General features: G+C 70.5%; 16 protein-coding genes, 1 tRNA gene, 1 pseudogene and 1 riboswitch. Of the genes and pseudogenes, 7 read left to right on the top strand and 11 right to left on the bottom strand.

Features of this window, described 5'->3' with window-relative positions:
• Window positions 1-5: 5 nt before the first annotated feature.
• From ACFZDC_RS16630 to ACFZDC_RS16620, 3 genes are read right to left on the bottom strand one after another with little or no spacing between them, the layout of a single operon-like run.
• A complete protein-coding gene (locus tag ACFZDC_RS16630; protein ID WP_391324358.1) occupies window positions 6-974 on the bottom strand; it encodes an ATP-binding cassette domain-containing protein in 969 nt (322 codons plus the stop codon).
• Window positions 971-1,738: an ABC-2 family transporter protein gene (locus ACFZDC_RS16625; protein WP_391324560.1), complete on the bottom strand. Its 768-nt coding sequence runs from the start codon at window positions 1,736-1,738 to the stop codon at window positions 971-973. Before ACFZDC_RS16625 ends, ACFZDC_RS16630 begins: the two co-directional genes overlap by 4 nt.
• A gap of 49 nt (window positions 1,739-1,787) precedes the next feature.
• Window positions 1,788-2,588 carry an ABC-2 family transporter protein gene (locus tag ACFZDC_RS16620; RefSeq protein WP_391324357.1) on the bottom strand — a complete coding sequence of 267 codons (801 nt, stop codon included), beginning with the start codon at window positions 2,586-2,588 and terminating at the stop codon, window positions 1,788-1,790.
• A gap of 1,427 nt (window positions 2,589-4,015) precedes the next feature.
• On the opposite strand from ACFZDC_RS16620, the gene ACFZDC_RS16615 reads away from it, so the two are divergent.
• Complete coding sequence (locus ACFZDC_RS16615) at window positions 4,016-6,277, top strand: transglycosylase domain-containing protein (protein ID WP_391324558.1); 2,262 nt, start codon at window positions 4,016-4,018, stop codon at window positions 6,275-6,277.
• Window positions 6,278-6,351: 74 nt separating this feature from the next.
• Here ACFZDC_RS16615 and ACFZDC_RS16610 read toward each other — a convergent pair whose 3' ends face one another.
• The 3 genes from ACFZDC_RS16610 to ACFZDC_RS16600 all read right to left on the bottom strand — a co-directional run bounded on the left by ACFZDC_RS16610 (window position 6,352) and on the right by ACFZDC_RS16600 (window position 7,567).
• Window positions 6,352-6,672: an SMR family transporter gene (locus ACFZDC_RS16610; RefSeq protein ID WP_391324355.1), complete on the bottom strand. Its 321-nt coding sequence runs from the start codon at window positions 6,670-6,672 to the stop codon at window positions 6,352-6,354.
• Window positions 6,673-6,710: 38 nt separating this feature from the next.
• A riboswitch (guanidine-III (ykkC-III) riboswitch) is annotated at window positions 6,711-6,776 on the bottom strand.
• A 52-nt stretch (window positions 6,777-6,828) separates the two neighbouring features.
• Window positions 6,829-7,131, bottom strand: a complete 303-nt coding sequence (locus ACFZDC_RS16605) for a GroES family chaperonin (protein WP_391324556.1) — start codon at window positions 7,129-7,131, stop codon at window positions 6,829-6,831.
• 106 nt (window positions 7,132-7,237) lie between these two features.
• Window positions 7,238-7,567 (bottom strand): DUF3618 domain-containing protein, encoded by a 330-nt coding sequence (locus ACFZDC_RS16600; protein ID WP_391324354.1) that lies wholly within the window; start codon window positions 7,565-7,567, stop codon window positions 7,238-7,240.
• 92 nt (window positions 7,568-7,659) lie between these two features.
• On the opposite strand from ACFZDC_RS16600, the gene bcp reads away from it, so the two are divergent.
• Both bcp and ACFZDC_RS16590 read left to right on the top strand, forming a co-directional pair.
• The gene (gene bcp / locus ACFZDC_RS16595; RefSeq protein WP_391324352.1) at window positions 7,660-8,127 is read left to right on the top strand and encodes a thioredoxin-dependent thiol peroxidase; all 468 of its coding nucleotides are present in this window, start codon (window positions 7,660-7,662) and stop codon (window positions 8,125-8,127) included.
• 169 nt (window positions 8,128-8,296) lie between these two features.
• Window positions 8,297-8,380, top strand: a tRNA-Leu gene (locus ACFZDC_RS16590).
• Window positions 8,381-8,429: 49 nt separating this feature from the next.
• Here ACFZDC_RS16590 and rdgB read toward each other — a convergent pair.
• The 3 genes from rdgB to ACFZDC_RS16575 are packed head-to-tail and all read right to left on the bottom strand — an operon-like array spanning window position 8,430 to window position 11,985.
• A complete protein-coding gene (gene rdgB / locus ACFZDC_RS16585; protein WP_391324350.1) occupies window positions 8,430-9,032 on the bottom strand; it encodes an RdgB/HAM1 family non-canonical purine NTP pyrophosphatase in 603 nt (200 codons plus the stop codon).
• A gap of 46 nt (window positions 9,033-9,078) precedes the next feature.
• Window positions 9,079-10,620, bottom strand: a complete 1,542-nt coding sequence (locus tag ACFZDC_RS16580) for an MFS transporter (protein ID WP_391324348.1) — start codon at window positions 10,618-10,620, stop codon at window positions 9,079-9,081.
• Window positions 10,621-10,671: 51 nt separating this feature from the next.
• Window positions 10,672-11,985, bottom strand: coding sequence for a DUF445 family protein (locus ACFZDC_RS16575; RefSeq protein WP_391324346.1), 1,314 nt, complete (start codon window positions 11,983-11,985; stop codon window positions 10,672-10,674).
• Window positions 11,986-12,182: 197 nt separating this feature from the next.
• Here ACFZDC_RS16575 and ACFZDC_RS16570 point away from each other — a divergent pair, with 197 nt between their 5' ends.
• Window positions 12,183-13,517, top strand: a complete 1,335-nt coding sequence (locus ACFZDC_RS16570; RefSeq protein WP_391324344.1) for a GDSL-type esterase/lipase family protein — start codon at window positions 12,183-12,185, stop codon at window positions 13,515-13,517.
• A gap of 150 nt (window positions 13,518-13,667) precedes the next feature.
• Here the strand turns inward: ACFZDC_RS16570 and ACFZDC_RS16565 are convergent, their stop codons facing one another.
• Window positions 13,668-13,832: a hypothetical protein gene (locus ACFZDC_RS16565; protein WP_391324342.1), complete on the bottom strand. Its 165-nt coding sequence runs from the start codon at window positions 13,830-13,832 to the stop codon at window positions 13,668-13,670.
• A gap of 17 nt (window positions 13,833-13,849) precedes the next feature.
• Here ACFZDC_RS16565 and ACFZDC_RS16560 point away from each other — a divergent pair.
• A pseudogene (locus tag ACFZDC_RS16560) lies at window positions 13,850-14,188 on the top strand (helix-turn-helix domain-containing protein); the annotation flags it as partial.
• A gap of 284 nt (window positions 14,189-14,472) precedes the next feature.
• Here the strand turns inward: ACFZDC_RS16560 and ACFZDC_RS16555 are convergent.
• Window positions 14,473-14,778 (bottom strand): hypothetical protein, encoded by a 306-nt coding sequence (locus ACFZDC_RS16555; protein WP_391324340.1) that lies wholly within the window; start codon window positions 14,776-14,778, stop codon window positions 14,473-14,475.
• A 171-nt stretch (window positions 14,779-14,949) separates the two neighbouring features.
• On the opposite strand from ACFZDC_RS16555, the gene ACFZDC_RS16550 reads away from it, so the two are divergent.
• Complete coding sequence (locus tag ACFZDC_RS16550; protein WP_391324555.1) at window positions 14,950-15,375, top strand: Hsp20 family protein; 426 nt, start codon at window positions 14,950-14,952, stop codon at window positions 15,373-15,375.
• A 206-nt stretch (window positions 15,376-15,581) separates the two neighbouring features.
• A complete protein-coding gene (locus tag ACFZDC_RS16545; protein WP_391324338.1) occupies window positions 15,582-16,061 on the top strand; it encodes a DUF2267 domain-containing protein in 480 nt (159 codons plus the stop codon).
• Window positions 16,062-16,175 lie beyond the last annotated feature (114 nt).

The raw sequence follows: 16,175 nt of genomic DNA, 5'->3' as shown, positions 1-16,175 counted from the left end.
GAAGCCTACGAGACCGCCTTCTCGGCGTACATCTTCGCGATGACGGCCTCGATGTCCGGCTCCCGCACCGACAGGTCCACCAGCGGAAATTCCGCCGCGATGTAGGCCACCAGCGGCGCCGCCGACTGTCCCGCCGGGAACGCCAGCCACTGCCGCGGCCCCTCCACCCGCACCACCCGGCAGGACGGCGCCTCGATCGGCGGCAACTCCCGTTCCAGGTCTACCACCAGCGTCCGCTCGCCCTCCCCGGCCTCGTGCAGCCCGGCGAGCGGACCGTCGTACATCAGCCGCCCGTGGTCGATCACCATCACCCGCGAGCACAACTGCTCGATGTCCTGCAGATCGTGCGTCGTCAGCAGCACCGTCGTCCCGCGCCCGGCGTTCAACTCCCTCAGGAAACCCCGCACTTTGGCCTTCGACACGACATCCAGGCCGATCGTCGGCTCGTCCAGGTACAGCACCTCCGGATCGTGCAGCAGCGCCGCCGCGATGTCCCCCCGCATCCGCTGGCCCAGCGAAAGCTGCCGCACCGGCACATCCAACAGATCACCCAGTTCCAGCAGTTCCACACACCGCTCCAGGTTCTCCCGGTAACGGCCGTCCGGGATCCGGTACATGCGGTGCGCCAGCCGGTAGGAGTCGATCAGCGGCAGGTCCCACCACAGCGTCGTCCGCTGCCCGAACACCACCCCTATACGGCGCGCGAGCCGCGTCCGCTCCCGCGAAGGATCGATCCCCGCCACCCGCAGCCGGCCGGCGCTCGGCATCAGGATGCCCGTCAGCATCTTGATCGTGGTGGACTTCCCGGCACCGTTCGGCCCGATGTAGCCGACCATCTCACCGCGCGCCACGGTGAACGAGATCGAGTCCACCGCCCGCACCTGCCGCCGCTCCCGCTTCAGAAACCCGGTCCTCCTGCGCACGTCGAAGACCTTCTCGACCCGGTCCACCTCGATGAACGCGTCCACCGTCAACTCCCTGTACTCCGATAGGACCGAAGACCCGCACGCCACGCCAGCCCCGCCGCCACGCAGCACACCACCGCCACCAGCGGCGTCGCGAAGGCCGCCCACTGAGGCAGGCCGCCCAGCGGATACGGCCGCCCCAGCACATAGGCCGCCGGCACCCAGTTGACGAAGGCCAGCGGCAGCATGAACGTCACCCCACGCACCAGCTCCTTGCCGAACACGGTCGGCGGGTACTGCAGCAGCGTCTGGCCGCCGTACGTGAACGCGCTCTGCACCTCGGACGCGTCCTGCGCCACGAACTGGAAGGCCGCCCCCGCCACGAACACCGCGCAGAAGATCACCCCGCCGCAGACCAGCATCCCCGGGACCATCAGCACCTTGACCGGAGTCCAGGCGATGTCCGACGCGACCAGCGCGTAACCCAGCACCAGCGCCCCCTGGAGGATCCGGCCGATCCGGCGCAACGCGAACCGGTCGGCGGCGACCTGCGCCAGCACCGGCGCGGGCCGCACCAGCAGAGTGTCGAGCGTGCCGTCACGCACCCGGGTGCCCAGCCGGCCCGCCGAGCCGATCGCCAGGTCCGCGAACCCGAACGAGGTCGCCGACAGCCCGTAGAGGAACGCGACCTCGGGCAGCGCATAGCCGCCGAGAACGTCGACCCGCGAGAACATCAGCAGGATCGAGACGAAGTCGAGGCCGGTCACCAGCAGACCGCCGAACACGGTCATCGCGAAGGACACCCGGTAGCTCAGCGTGGAGCGGATCCACATCCCGGAGATCAGCCGGTAGGCGCGCAGCCCCTCGGCCACGGGGTTGCGCTCACCCACCCTGAACCACCACCCGCCGGGCCGCCGCCGTCTGCACCAGCCGCCCGACCGCCAGCAGCACCACCGCCCACGCTGCCTGGAAGACGAAGGTGGGCAGCGGGTCGGCCTTCCCCATCAGCACATCCGCGGGCACCTGGATCTGCGCCGCCCACGGCAGTGCCCGTACGACCTCACCGAGCGCCCCGGGGAAGGCGTTCAGCGGCAGGGTCATCCCCGAGCAGAAAATGCCCGTCACCATCAACGCCTGGAGCGCCCCCGTGCCGTCGAGCAGCCAGAACCCGGTCAGTGCCACCAGGTAGCGGATCGCGAAGCTGACGATCATCGCGAGCGCGACGGCGACCAGGAAGGCCAGCCACGTGCCCGCATCGTCCGGAAGGGCCGTGGGGAAGACGAGCGCCCCGAAAGTGAACGGGATCACTCCACGCCCGAGCAGCTGGAACAGCGCCCGACCCAAGTCGTTCGCCAGCCACCACACCTGCAGGTCCGCCGGCCGGTACAGATCGATCGCCACCTCACCCGTACGGATGCGTTCCATGAACTCGGTCTCGAAGCCGCCCCCCTGGATCGCCAGCGTCGCGTACAGCGCCTGCCCCAGCCACACGAACGTGACCGCCTGTGCCTGGTCATAACCTCCCAGATGCGGCTTCTCGTCCCACAGCGCCAGGTAGGTGTAGACGAGGATCAGCCCGAAGACCGTGTTGGTGAATACCCCTGCCGCGGTGGCCGCCCGATACGTCGCGTACCGTCTGAATCCCCCCGCCGCGACGGCCACGTACAACCGTCCCGCGCCCACGTCAGTCGACCTCCCTGGACAGCTCGACACCGAAGCGCAGGAGCCTAGTCCGGAGGCCCGGCGACCGGCCACGCATTTTCGTGCCGGAAGCGTGCCGGAATCCGGGAACGGAACGCCAGGTGCGAGAGTCTTCAAGCAGGGGGCGCAGAGGCGTACGAGGCGTACGGGAAACGTACGACGCGAAACAGGAGTCCGTGCACGACATGAGCGACGAGCCGCAGCAGCAGGACAAGGGCGGGGCGCCAGGCAAACCGCTGCCGGCTGAAGGGCCCGGAGAGCCGGTGGGCCGCAAGGACACACCCCGCGAAGCGGGCCGGACGACCACCGAGAGGGTCGAACGGGCCGACAAGGGGACGACGGAGTCGGGGCCCGAGGCGTCTTCGGGGGACCGGTCGTCCCGGAACCCGACGATCCCGGCGGCCCGGACCGGCCGCCTGGACCAGGCACGCCGTGCGGCCCAGGCAGGCCGCACCGGCCGCCACGTCCCGGGCCCCCGCCCGACCGACCGGAGCGGGGAGGCGTCCGGGACGACCGGGGCGTCCGGGGCCTCTCGTGCGGCGGAGAGCGCCGGGCGGACCCAGGCCTTCGGAAAGGCCGAGTCGCCGAGCAGCTCCCAGCGGTCCGGCGAGAGCCAGCGGTCCGCCGAGCCCGAGAGGCCCGGTGGGTCGCGGGCGTCCGATGTGACGCAGCGATCCGGCATGGCCCAGGCGCCCGGGAAGGCTCAGGAGCTGGGCAACTCGCAGCACTCCGGTGAGTCCCAGCGGTCCCGTGAGCCCCAGTCGTCCGGTGAGAGTGGACGGGCCGACAGCGCCCAGGCCTCCCGCAGGGAGGAGGCGTCCAGCACGGCCCAGGCCTCGGAGAAGCCCCAGTCGGCCGAGAGCACGCAGGTGCTTCGGCGGGTCGAGGCGCCGCAGGCGTCCCCGGCGGACCGGTCCGGCAAGGTGGGCGCCGCGGCGCAGGCCGCAGGGGACACGACCCAGGCTCCCGACACCACCCAGGTCCTCCGGCGGGTCAAGGCTCCCCGGCAGGGCGAGCCGGCACGGCCGGAGCAGACACCCAAGTCGCCTCCTTCCACCCCGACATCCCGGACATCCCAGGCATTCGGGGCGTCAGCGGTAACCGGAGCAGCTCAGTCGGCCGGAGCCGGAGCCGGAGCCGCGGCCGCGGCCGCGGCGGCGGCGGCCCGGGCCGGCCTGGCGGGTGCCGCCGCCCAGGCACCCAAGGCCGCCCGAACCGCGAACGCCGCCGCCCCCGCGCCCCGCGCACCCCGCACCGGCACCACTCCCCGCACCACCCTCGACACCGACCCCAGCACATCCGCCAACCCCGCCAACCCCGCAGGCAGCGGAGGCAGCGGAGGCAGCGAGGGCAAGAAGTCCAAGCGGCCCAAGCGGACCGGATTGCGGCGGCTCCTCCCCACCTGGCGCATGCTGCTCGGCACCTTCCTGATCGGCCTCCTGCTGATCATCGGCCTGTTCTTCCTCGGCTACTCGATGGTGAACATCCCGTCCGCCAACGCCCTCGCCACCAAGCAGAGCAACGTCTACCTCTACGCCGACGGCTCCCAGCTCGCCCGCGACGGCCAGATCAACCGCGAGAACGTCACCCTCGCCCAGGTCTCCAAGGACGCCCAGCACGCCGTACTGGCCGCCGAGGACCGAGACTTCTACACCGAGTCCGCCATCGACCCCAAGGCCATGCTCCGCGCCGCGTGGAACACGGCCACCGGCAAGGGCAGGCAGTCCGGCTCCACCATCACCCAGCAGTACGTGAAGAACTACTACCTGGCCCAGGAACAGACCGTCACCCGCAAGGCCAAGGAGTTCTTCATCTCGATCAAGCTGGACCGCAACAAGCCCAAGGACGCCATCCTCGAGGGCTACCTCAACACCAGCTACTTCGGCCGCAACGCCTACGGCATCCAGTCCGCCGCCCAGGCCTACTACGGCAAGGACGCCGCCGACCTCGACCCGGCCCGTGCCGCCTACCTCGCCGCGCTCGTCAACGCGCCCAGCGAGTACGACGTCGTGGCCCACCCCGAGAACAAGCCCGCCGCCATCGCCCGCTGGAACTACGTCCTGGACGGCATGGTCACCAAGGGCTGGCTCAGCAAGTCCGAGCGCGCCGGCATGAAGTTCCCCATGCCGAAGGAGCAGACCATCTCCACCGGCCTCTCCGGCCAGCGCGGCTACCTCGTCGAGGCCGTCAAGGACTACCTCACCGAGAACGAGATCCTCACCAAGGAACAGCTGGAGGGCGGCGGCTACCGCATCACCACCACCTTCCAGAAGTCCAAGCAGAACGCCTTCGTCAAGGCCGTCAACGACCAGCTCATCTCCAAGCTGGACAAGAAGAACAACAAGGTCGACAACTACGTCCGGGCCGGCGGCGCCTCCGTCGACCCCAAGACGGGCAAGGTCGTCGCCCTGTACGGCGGCATCGACTACGTGAAGCAGTACACCAACGGCGCCACCCGCGGTGACTTCCAGGTCGGCTCCACCTTCAAGCCCTTCGTGTTCACCGCGGCGGTGCAGAACAGCTCGACCACCCAGGACGGCCAGCCCATCACCCCGAACACCACGTACGACGGCACCAACCGGCGCCCCGTGCAGGGCTGGAGCGGCGGCCCCTACGCCCCCGCGAACGAGGACCAGAAGTCGTACGGCGACATCACCGTCCGCAAGGCCACCGACCTCTCGGTCAACTCGGTCTACGCCCAGATGGCCGTCGACGTCGACCCCGCCAAGGTCAAGCAGACCGCCGTCGACCTCGGCATCCCCGCCGGCACCAAGGACCTCCAGCCCTACCCGTCCATCGCCCTCGGCACCGCCACCGCCAGCGTCGTCGACATGGCGGAGGCGTACGCCACGCTCGCCAACCACGGCAAGCACGGCACGTACACCATGATCGAGAAGATCACCAAGGACAGCACCGAGGACGTCAAGCTGCCCGACCGGGAGACCAAGCAGGCCGTCAGCCGCGAGGCCGCCGACACCACCACCTCCGTCTTGCAGAGCGTCGTCGACAACGGCACCGCCGTCGCCGCCCAGCAGGCCGGCCGTCCCGCGGCCGGCAAGACCGGCACCGCCGAGGAGGACACCGCGGCCTGGTTCGCGGGTTACACCCCCGACCTCGCCACCGTCGTCTCGGTCATGGGCCAGGACCCGGTGACGGCCAAGCACAAGTCGCTGTACTACGCCCTCGGCCAGCCCCGTATGAACGGCGGCGGCCCGCCCACCGCCATCTGGGCGCAGTACACGCGCGACGCCCTCAAGGGCAAGCCGGCCACCGAGTTCGACCTCGAACTCCAACAGGGCGCCGACGTGATCCTGCCCCCGAGCTCGAGCCCCTCCGACCAGCCCGGCACCACCGGCCAGGACAACGGGGCCACCACCGACAACGGGGGCCAGGACAACGGCGGCAGCACCAGCACCCCCTCCGGCACCCCGACCGACGGCGGCACCACCGGTGACACCACCGGCGGCGGCACCACGACTGACGGCGGCGGCACGACCACCGACGGCGGCGGGACCACCACCGGCGGCGACACGGCAGGGGGCACCAACGGTGGCGGCACCACGACCGGCGGCGGCGCACCGGGCGGCGGGACCAACGGCGGTGGCACCACCGCCGGCGGCGCCGACGGAGGCGCCCCGGGCGGCACCGGCACCACAGGACCCCAACCGTAGGACCGCGCCTGCGCAGGACCCAGGAGAAGGACGACGCCCGTCAGCGACCGCCGGCCGCTGACGGGCGTCCGTCCTCAGTGACCGCCGGTCACCTTCAGCCCGACCACGGCGACCAGCAGCAGACACACGAAGAAGATCCGGGCGGCGGTGACCGGCTCACCGAGCACCACCATGCCCAGCACCGCCGCCCCGGCCGCCCCGATCCCCACCCACACGCCGTAGGCGGTACCGATCGGCAGCGACCTGGCGGCGTACGACAGCAGCACCATGCTGGCGACGATCCCCGCACCGGTGAACAGACTGGGCACGAGCCGGCGGAAACCGTCCGTGTACTTCATCCCGATCGACCAGCCGACCTCCAGCAGACCGGCTACGACCAGCAGAACCCACGCCACGACACACACCTCCGAGACGAGACGACGACACCTCTTCCGGTGCGTCGTCCTTGCCTGCATCCCGGTACGGCGCGTCTCGTCGGGCTCCGGCGAACATAGCAAAAGAATGCAAGAGGGGCTGGTGACCACAGTCACCAGCCCCTCTCGGCCCTCGAATCAGAGGTACAGGCCCGTCGAGTCCTCGGCCCCCTCGAACCGGTCCGCGGCCACCGCGTGCAGATCCCGCTCCCGCATGAGCACATACGCCACGCCCCGCACCTCGACCTCGGCCCGGTCCTCCGGATCGAACAGGACCCGGTCGCCGGGCTCCACGGTCCGCACGTTCTGCCCCACCGCGACGACCTCGGCCCAGGCCAGCCGCCGCCCGACCGCCGCCGTCGCGGGAATCAGGATGCCGCCGCCCGACCGCCGCTCGCCCTCACCGGCCTCCTGCCGCACGAGAACCCGGTCGTGCAGCATCCGGATGGGCAGCTTGTCATGCTGAGGGTTGCTGTTTCTGTTGGCGCTCACGCCTCGAACCTACCTGCCTTGACCGCGACCGTACGCTCCCGGGTCGCTCCTCTGCTCAGCCCTTACGTCGCCGCGAGCCGAGGGCAAGCAGCCCCACGACCCCGACCACCACCAGCGCGACAGGCACGACCCGCTCGAGCCGCGGCGCGCCCTCCTCGTCCACGAACTGTGCCCGCACCTCACTCACCACTCGGTTGACCTGGACGTACGCCCGCCCAACCGTGTGATCGACATGGGCGACGACCTTGGCCTTGGCATCCCCGACGATCGTCTTCGGATGCACCCGCACCCCGATCTCGTCGAGCGTCTCGGCCAGCACTTCACGGCGGCGCTTGATGTCCGCCTCGATCTGCGCCGGGGTTCTGGTGTCCGACGTGTCCGCCACCGTACGGCCTCCGAAGTCTCCTGATGCTGTTCTGGACAGTCTGTCAGCTCCTGGCCCCACCGCACCGCAACGCCCCCCGTTACGCTGGACCGATGAGCGAGCGACTCCAGCCCGGGGACGTGGCCCCCGCCTTCACCCTCCCCGACGCCGACGGCAACGAGGTGTCCTTGTCGGACCACAAGGGCCGCAAGGTCATCGTCTACTTCTACCCCGCGGCCCTGACTCCAGGCTGCACCAAGCAGGCCTGCGACTTCACCGACAACCTCTCCGTCCTGGCCTCCGCCGGCTACGACGTGATCGGCATCTCCCCGGACAGGCCGGAGAAGCTCGCGAAGTTCCGCGAGAAGGAGTCCCTGCAGGTCACGCTGCTGGCCGACCCGGACAAGAAGGTCCTGGAGTCCTACGGCGCCTTCGGCGAGAAGAAGCTCTACGGCAAGACCGTCGTAGGCGTCATCCGCTCCACGGTGATCGTGGACGAGGAGGGCAAGGTCGAACGGGCCCTGTACAACGTGAAGGCCACCGGCCATGTGGCGAAGATCATCAAGGATCTGGCGATCTGAGCCCCGAGAACGCGTTTCTCCCGCCTGAGCGGCCCGCATCGGGATCACCCGGCCCGGGCCGCTCCGCATTCCGGCCGTCTGCCGCGCCCCAACTGCCCTGCAAGCACCCGCACCTGGTGCAGGGAGGCGGAAGGCAGCGGGCGGCTCCCGGTACGATGGCTGGCGACCAGCGGCGGTGGCGCAACGGCGACGCAGCAGACTTAGGATCTGTGGCCCCTGATCGGGCTTGAGGGTTCGAATCCCTTCCGCCGCACAAGAATGGCCTGCGAATCGAAGGTTCGATTCGCAGGCCTTCTGTTTCCTCAGCTCAACAGGTCCCGCACTACAGGCACCAACGCCCGGAACGCCTTCCCCCGATGGCTGATCGCGTTCTTCTCCTCGGGGCTCAGCTCGGCGCAACTCCGCGTCTCGCCCTCCGGCTGCAGGATCGGGTCGTAGCCGAAGCCGTTCGTGCCGGCGGGCGTATGCCGCAGGACGCCCCGCAGCTGCCCTTCGACCACCCGCTCCGTGCCGTCCGGCAACGCCAGCGCCGCCGCGCAGGCGAAGTGCGCGCCACGGTGTTCCTCGGCGATGTCGGAGAGCTGGGCGAGGAGGAGGTCGAGGTTGGCCTTGTCGTCGCCGTGGCGGCCTGCCCAGCGGGCGGAGAAGATGCCGGGGGCGCCGTTCAGGACGTCGACGCAGAGGCCGGAGTCGTCGGCGACGGCGGGGAAGCCGGTGGCCCGGGCGAGGGCGTGGGCCTTCAGCAGAGCGTTCTCCGCGAAGGTCACGCCCGTTTCCTTGACGTCGGGGACGTCCGGGTAGGCATCCGCTCCGACGAGTTCGTGGGGCAGGCCTGCCTCCGCGAGGATGGACCTGAGTTCGGTGATCTTTCCGGCGTTGCGGGTGGCGAGGATCAGGCGGGTCATGGGGGCCAGTATCCCTGGCGGGTCCGGCCCCCGGTGACCTCGGTCCTCACGGCCTGCTGGCCGCCGGCGGTGCTGCGGGTCCCTGGGGGCCGCGTGCCGTGCGTGTCGCCCCCTTGGCCTTGCTTGCCACGGCGGTCAGCGGACGGGCGATGTCCTCCAGGGAGCGGCGTTCGGCTCGTACGGCGAGTGCTGCCGCGACCAGGCCGGCCGCGCACATGAGGGTGGCGCCGATCTGGAAGGCGAGGACGGTGTCGCCGACTTTGCCGGTGTTCGTGAGGTCGGCGAAGAGCAGGGGGCCGCTGATGCCGCCGACGGCTGTGCCGAGGGCGTAGAAGAAGGCGATGGACATGGCCCGGGTTTCCATCGGGAAGATCTCGGAGACGGTGAGGTAGGCGCTGGAGGCGCCCGCCGAGGCGAAGAAGAGGACGGCGCACCAGCAGGCGGTCAGGGTGCCGGCGCTCAGGGAGCCCTGGTCGAAGAGCCAGGCGGTGCCGAACAGGAGCAGGCCCGAGAGCAGGTATGTCGAGGAGATCATGACCCGGCGGCCGACGGTGTCGAAGAGTTTGCCGAGGAGCAGGGGGCCGCAGAAGTTGCCGATGGCGATGACGGCGAAGTAGTAGCCGGTGTGGTCGGCGGGCACGTTGAAGAATTTGGTGAGGATGGCGCCGAAGCCGAAGGTGATGGCGTTGTAGAGGAACGCCTGGCCGATGAAGAGGGAGAAGCCCAGGACGGCGCGCTTGCGGTACTGGCCGAAGACGGTGCGGGCGATTTCCAGGAAGCTGACGCTCTTGCGCTGGTGGATCTCCAGCTCGCCCTCTGGTGCGGCGAGTGCTTCGCCCTTCTCCGTTTCGATCCGGTGTTCGATATTGGAGACGATTTCCTCGGCTTCCCGGTCCCTGCCGTGGATCAGCAGCCAGCGGGGGCTTTCGGGGACGTGGCGTCGTACGAGGAGGATCACGAGGGCGAGGAAGGCGCCGAGGGCGAAGGTCAGACGCCAGCCGAGGTTGGCGGGCAGCAGATCGGTGTTGAGTGCGACGATCGAGAGCAGGGAGCCGCCGACGGCGCCGAGCCAGAAGCTGCCGTTGATGATCAGGTCGACGCGGCCGCGGTACTGGGCGGGGATGAGTTCGTCGATCGCGGAGTTGATGGCCGCGTATTCGCCGCCGATGCCGAAGCCGGTGAGGAACCGGAAGAGGAAGAACCACCAGGGCGCGAAGGAGACGGCGGTGAGTGCGGTGGCCGCGAGGTAGACGGCCAGGGTGATCATGAAGAGGTTCTTGCGGCCGAAGCGGTCGGTGAGCCGGCCCCAGAAGAGGGCGCCGGTGCAGGCGCCCGCGACGTACAGTGCGGCGGCGGTGCCGGTGGTCTGGCCGGAGGTGATCGTCAGGCCGCTGCCGGGTTCGGAGAGGCGGCCGGCGATGTTGCCGACGACCGTGACCTCGAGGCCGTCGAGGATCCATACGGTGCCCAGCCCGATCACGATCGTCCAGTGCCAGCGGGACCAGGGGAGGCGGTCCAGGCGGGCGGGGATGTTCGTGGTGATGGTTCGGCCGGTGCGGGATGACGGTGTCTCGGCTGTTGTGCTCATGGGCTCCCTCCTCGTCGAGGACGAGGAGACGGGTGCCCTGCTCTGGTGCGATTAGGCCCCCAGGCCGCGTGACACGGCGTAGATCAGCAGGCCTGCCAGTGATCCGACCACGGTGCCGTTGATTCGGATGAACTGCAGGTCGCGGCCGATGTGGGCCTCGATCTTGCGGGTGGTGTGCTCGGCGTCCCAGCCGGCGACCGTATCGGTGATCAGGGAAGTGATTTCCTTGCGGTAGGTGGTCACGACGTGGACGGCCGCGCCTTCGACCCAGCTGTCGACCTTGTCCTGGACTTTGGGTTCGCGGGCCATCCGGGTACCGAGGGACAACAGGGCGGCGCGTACGCGCAGTCGTAGCTCGCTGCGCTCGTCCTCGGCGGCTGCGACGATCATGGATCGTACGGCGGTCCATGCGGAGGCGATCAGGTCCTGTACCTCGCCGCGGCCCAGTACGTCGCCCTTGAGGCGTTCGACGCGGGTGCGGGTGTCGGTGTCGGACTGCAGGTCGGAGGCGAAGTCGGTGAGGAAGCGGTCGAGGGCGCCGCGTGCGGGGTGGGAGGGCATGTCCCGCATTTCGGCGCAGAAGCGCAGTAGTTCCTTGTAGACGCGTTCGCCGACCTTTTTGTCCACGAACCGTGGGGTCCAGCCGGGTGCGCCGCCTTCGACGGCGACCATGACGTCGGTGCGGTGCAGTACCAGCCAGTCGTGGGCGCGGCCGACCACGAGGTCGACGACGCGTTTGTGGCCGCCGTCGGCGACGACCTTTTCCAGCATTTTGCCGATGCCGGGGGCGATCTCCTGGGCGTCGGCGCGGCGGGTGATCGCCTCTCCGACGACCGCCTGGACGTCGGAGTCGCGCAGGACGGTGAGGGCGCCTCGGAGTGCGGTGGCCAGTTCGGCCGTGACGCGGTCGGCGTGTTCCGGTTCGGCGAGCCAGGTGCCGAGCCGGCTGCCGATGCCGACGGCGCGCAGCCGTTGTCGTACGACGTCCTGGGAGAGGAAGTTCTCGCCGACGAATTCGCCGAGGGAGATGCCGAGCTGGTCCTTCTTGGTCGGGATGATCGCGGTGTGGGGGATGGGCAGGCCGAGTGGGTGCCGGAAGAGGGCGGTGACGGCGAACCAGTCGGCGAGCGCGCCGACCATGCCGGCTTCGGCGGCCGCCGCGACGTAGGCGGCCCAGTCTCCCGCGCCCTCGTGCGAGGCCCACTTGGCCAGCACGTAGACGACCGCCACGAACAGCAGCATGCCGGTCGCCGTCAGCTTCATGCGCCGCACCCCGCGCCGGCGTTCTTCGTCGGCCGGGGTGAAGGCGGTCATGGTCCGGTACGACGCGGCCCGGCCCGGTGTTCCCGTTTCCGTTCGTTCCATCAGCTCCACCCGTTCGGTGATCCCGCACACAATTGTCCCTTCCTGACCGACTCCCGGAACGGAACAGGAGTTCCCGGCGTCTGTCTCTTCGGGGGGTTTGCGGCAGGTCCCTGTCAGCTCTCCCCGGCCCATGACGCATCATGGGCTCATCGGATCGGAGCCTCGGGCTCCCATCTCCCGAGGAGAACAACACAAGCGTGACCAAGCGTCATGGTTATGCCGTACTGAGTGCGATCGTCGCCCTGGTCGTGGCTCTGTCCGCCGTCATCTACGTCACGGTGGCCGACGACGACGGCACCCCCCGCAGCACCTTCGCCGGCAACCGCCCGCACCACGAGTCCTCCGTCGCTCCCGCCTCCACCGGCACGTGGGTCGGCTCCTGGTCCACGGCGCCCGCGGGCGGCGAGCCGGGCACCGAGACCGGCGGGCTGGCCGGCCGGTCGGTGCGCAACGTCGTGCACGCGAGCACCGGAGGGACGAGTGCCCGCATCACGCTGTCCAACCTCTATGGCCAGTCTCCGCTGGCCATCTCGCACGCCTCCCTCGCCCTGTCGGCCGGTGACGGCACGGCGGCGGCCGACGCGGAGACGATGCGGCGCCTCACGTTCAACGGTGGCACCAGTGTCGTCATCCCGGCCGGCCGCCAGGTGCTCAGTGACGCCGTCCGCATCACGATCCCGCACGACACGGACGTCCTGGTCACCACCTACTCGCCCACCCCGTCCGGTCCGGTGACCTACCACCCGCACGCGCAGCAGGTGTCGTACGTCGCCCAGGGCGACCGCACCGAGGACGCGACCGGCATCTCGTACACCGAACAGACGCCGTACTGGCGCTATCTGACGGCTCTTGACGTCCTCAGCAACCAGGCCACGGGTACGGTCGTCGTCTTCGGCGACTCGATCACCGACGGCATAACCTCCACCGTGGGCGCGAACCGCCGATGGACCGACGTCCTCGCCGGGCGCCTGCGCACGGCCGTGGAGGGCGGTGCGGCCCTGCCCCGCTACGGCGTCGTCAACGAGGGCATCAGCGGCAACCAGGTCCTGGCCGACGGCCTCGGCCGTCCGGCCGAGAACCAGAGCGGCCTCGGCCGCTTCGGCCGGGACGTGCTCTCCCGGACCAACGTCAAGGTCGTCGTCATCGACCTCGGCATCAACGACATCCTGCGCAACCCGCACCTCGCCGATCCCGACAAGATCGCCGACGGCCTGCGCGCCCTGGTCCGCCAGGCTCACGCCTGTGGTCTGAAGGTCGTCGGTGCCACGCTCATGCCCTTCGAGGGCCACCGTGGCTGGACGCCGGTCCGGGAGGCGGTACGTCGGCAGGTCAACGCCCAGATCCGGGCCGGCGGGGTATACGACGCCGTCGTGGACTTCGACAAGGCCCTCAAGGATCCGTACGACCCCCGCCGCCTGCGTCCCGACTACGACTCCGGCGATCACCTGCACCCCAGCGACCTGGGCTTCGCCAGGATGGGCGATGTCTTCGACCTGACCGCGCTGAAGGGGGCGGGGCAGGCGGAGCTGTAGCCGGCGCCGGCCGTTCCTGGCGGGCAGGCAGGCCGGAGTCGCCGTGTTCGCCGTGTCCGCCGCGGAGCTGGGCAGTGCCGGCGGGCACAGCTGACCCCGGGTAACGGGCACGCCCGGAGACGTACGCGGTCGGCCGCCGACAACAGAGGCTCAGGCTCCGGTCGTCGACCCCGGACGCACGATCACCAGGATGGTCACGGCCACCCACAGCAGGTTGACCATTCCGGTGAACATGGCCGGCCGCACGGTCGTCTCAGGCGTGCCGCCGCCCTCGACGAGCGCGGTCCGGGCCGGCAGCACCGGCGCGGCGAGCACGGGGCGGCCAGGGCCCCCTGGAGCCCCTCCTGACCTGGCTGGAGCACCACTGCGACCGCGACCTCACCCTGCACGGGATCGCGGCCCGCGCCCGCATGAGCAGCCGCACCCTCAACCGCCGCTTCCACGAGCAGACCGGTACGACACCGCTGCGGTGGCTGCACCGGCCGCGGGTGCGGCGGGCGCAGTACCTGCTGGAGACGACGCCGTACCCCGTGGAGCGGATCGCCGCACAGGCGGGCTTCGGCTCCCCGACGGCGTTCCGGGAACGCTTCCGCCGGGTGCTCGGGACGAGTCCGCAGGCGTATCGGCGGTCGTTCCGGTCGTCGGGGGAGCCGACGACGGCCATCGGCTGAGCGGGCGCCGCCGACGAGGCTGGGCCGGCTGGGGTGGCGTTGGGGGTGGGTGGGTGGCTCGGCGCCGGTGGGCTGGGGCGGGGGCGGCTGATTCGGCCCGGCGGTGGGCTGGGTCGGCGTGGGGGTGGGTGGCTGATCCGGCCCGCGGTGGGCTGAGATGGGGTGGCTGACCACGCCTCGTGGCTCGGTCGCGTCGGCGTTCGCGGTCGGCCGGCTGACTCGGCGCCGAGCTTGCTGAGGCGGCGTTCGCGGTTGGCCGGCTGACCAGGAGCCGAGCTCGGCTGTCAGCCCCGACGTCGGTCGGCGACGGCCCAGGAGGCGAGGGCCACGGCGCCGGCGACACCGAGGACCGAAGGCCAGGCGCCGACCTTTTTCGCCAGCGGGTGGGACCCGGCGAACGCGGCGACGTAGGCGGCGGCGAGGGCGCCGGCGGCCTTCCCGCCCGCCTGCTTGCGCCACTGCTGCGCGGCGGCGGCACCCGCGACGGCCAGGACGGCCCCGCCGAGCTGCCGCTTCTTGGTCCAGCGGGCGACGCCATAGCCCCCGACGAGCCCGCTCGCGGCTACGACGGCACTGGGAACCCTGGCCATGACTGCCTCCTTGTATGCCTTTGTCCATGCTTGTTTGCCCGGTGCCGAGGCTAACGCGCCGACGCTCCGGCTCGCCCAACCTGAGTCGAGGCTTGTCAAGTTTCTCCACCCGAGCTATATAAGAAGCCGTAGGGCATCGCACCCAGCGCCTGGCGAAAGGAGTGACCCGTGATGCTCATGCGTACCGACCCGTTCCGCGAATTCGACCGCCTCGCGCAGCAGGTCTTCGGAAGCGCAGCTCGCCCGTCCGTGATGCCGATGGACGCCTACCGGTCCGGGGACGAGTTCCTCGTCCACTTCGACCTGCCGGGCATCGACCCCGAGACGATCGAGCTGGACGTCGAACGCAACGTCCTCAACGTCCGAGCCGAGCGCCGCACCCCCGCCCCCGAGGGCGCCGAGATGCTCGTAGCCGAGCGGCCCGCGGGCACCTTCACCCGCCAGCTCTTCCTCGGCGACACCCTCGACACCGAGCGCATCGACGCGTCGTACGAGGCCGGCGTCCTGACCCTGCGCATCCCGGTGGCCGAACAGGCCAAGCCGCGCCGCATCCAGATCGCCGGCGGCGAGGGCGGCCGCAAGCAGATCAGCGGCTGACCGCCCGCCCAGGGCGGCCGGCCGAACCCGCGCGTCCCGTGGCCCGAGCGGGGTCACGGGACGCGGTCGCCGCATTCCCGCCGCAACCGGCCGCAGCCGGCACACGCGCCGCATGCTGCACATTGGCCGAACTTCAGCCCATGCCCGCCGCATTACGGGGTACCGGGCTTCCGGTGTCCCGAAGCGTCCCGGAGGAGAAGCCCACGATGACCGTGACGAGCCCGCAGCCGAGAACCACGATCCCTGCCCCGTCCCTGCGCCCCCGCATCCCGGACGCAGCAGAGGACGTCGGCTGGCTGGAGCTCACGGCCGCGGTACGCGAGGCGGGCCAGTACCCGACGAGGGCGGAGGCGGAACGAGTGACCCGCACCGTCCTGTCGGCGCTCGGCGCCCATGTGACCGGCGACGAACGAGTGGCGATGGCCCAGGCCCTGCCCCGAGAGGCGGGCGGGGTGATCGCATCCCAGATCCCCGCAACGAACCCCCTGACCGCCCGCGAGTTCGTCGAGTCGGTGGCAACCCGCCTCGAGGGCTCGACCCCCGCGACGGCCCGCTGGGACGTGAGCTCGGTCCTCAGCGTCCTGGCGGACAAGATCGGCGAGCCCCTGACGATCCGCATCCTGACCCAACTCCCGCCCGGCTACGCCCTCCTGTTCGGCCGAGCGGACCTGGCGCCGACGGCATAACTCCTGCAGCCCGGGCGCCGCACAGACGACGGGCGGCGCCCGCTGGACCAGGGCCGACGGTCGGTGGCTTTTCTCAGACCCGCTCGGTGGCTTTTCTCAGCCCCGCTCAAGCGG

Source organism: Streptomyces sp. NPDC007905 (assembly GCF_042959345.1).
GTDB lineage: Bacteria > Actinomycetota > Actinomycetes > Streptomycetales > Streptomycetaceae > Streptomyces.
Note: the sequence above shows the minus strand (reverse complement) of the source record. Positions and strands in the feature narration are given on the sequence as shown.

Coding starts and splice junctions, on each gene's coding strand:
- ACFZDC_RS16580 (WP_391324348.1), bottom strand. CDS start 10,620: ATGAGCACAACAGCCGAGACACCGTCATCCCGCACCGGCCGAACCATC.
- ACFZDC_RS16615 (WP_391324558.1), top strand. CDS start 4,016: ATGCTGCTCGGCACCTTCCTGATCGGCCTCCTGCTGATCATCGGCCTG.
- rdgB (WP_391324350.1), bottom strand. CDS start 9,032: ATGACCCGCCTGATCCTCGCCACCCGCAACGCCGGAAAGATCACCGAA.
- ACFZDC_RS16550 (WP_391324555.1), top strand. CDS start 14,950: ATGCTCATGCGTACCGACCCGTTCCGCGAATTCGACCGCCTCGCGCAG.
- ACFZDC_RS16605 (WP_391324556.1), bottom strand. CDS start 7,131: ATGCTGCACGACCGGGTTCTCGTGCGGCAGGAGGCCGGTGAGGGCGAG.
- bcp (WP_391324352.1), top strand. CDS start 7,660: ATGAGCGAGCGACTCCAGCCCGGGGACGTGGCCCCCGCCTTCACCCTC.
- ACFZDC_RS16575 (WP_391324346.1), bottom strand. CDS start 11,985: ATGGAACGAACGGAAACGGGAACACCGGGCCGGGCCGCGTCGTACCGG.
- ACFZDC_RS16555 (WP_391324340.1), bottom strand. CDS start 14,778: ATGGCCAGGGTTCCCAGTGCCGTCGTAGCCGCGAGCGGGCTCGTCGGG.
- ACFZDC_RS16545 (WP_391324338.1), top strand. CDS start 15,582: ATGACCGTGACGAGCCCGCAGCCGAGAACCACGATCCCTGCCCCGTCC.
- ACFZDC_RS16625 (WP_391324560.1), bottom strand. CDS start 1,738: ATGTGGATCCGCTCCACGCTGAGCTACCGGGTGTCCTTCGCGATGACC.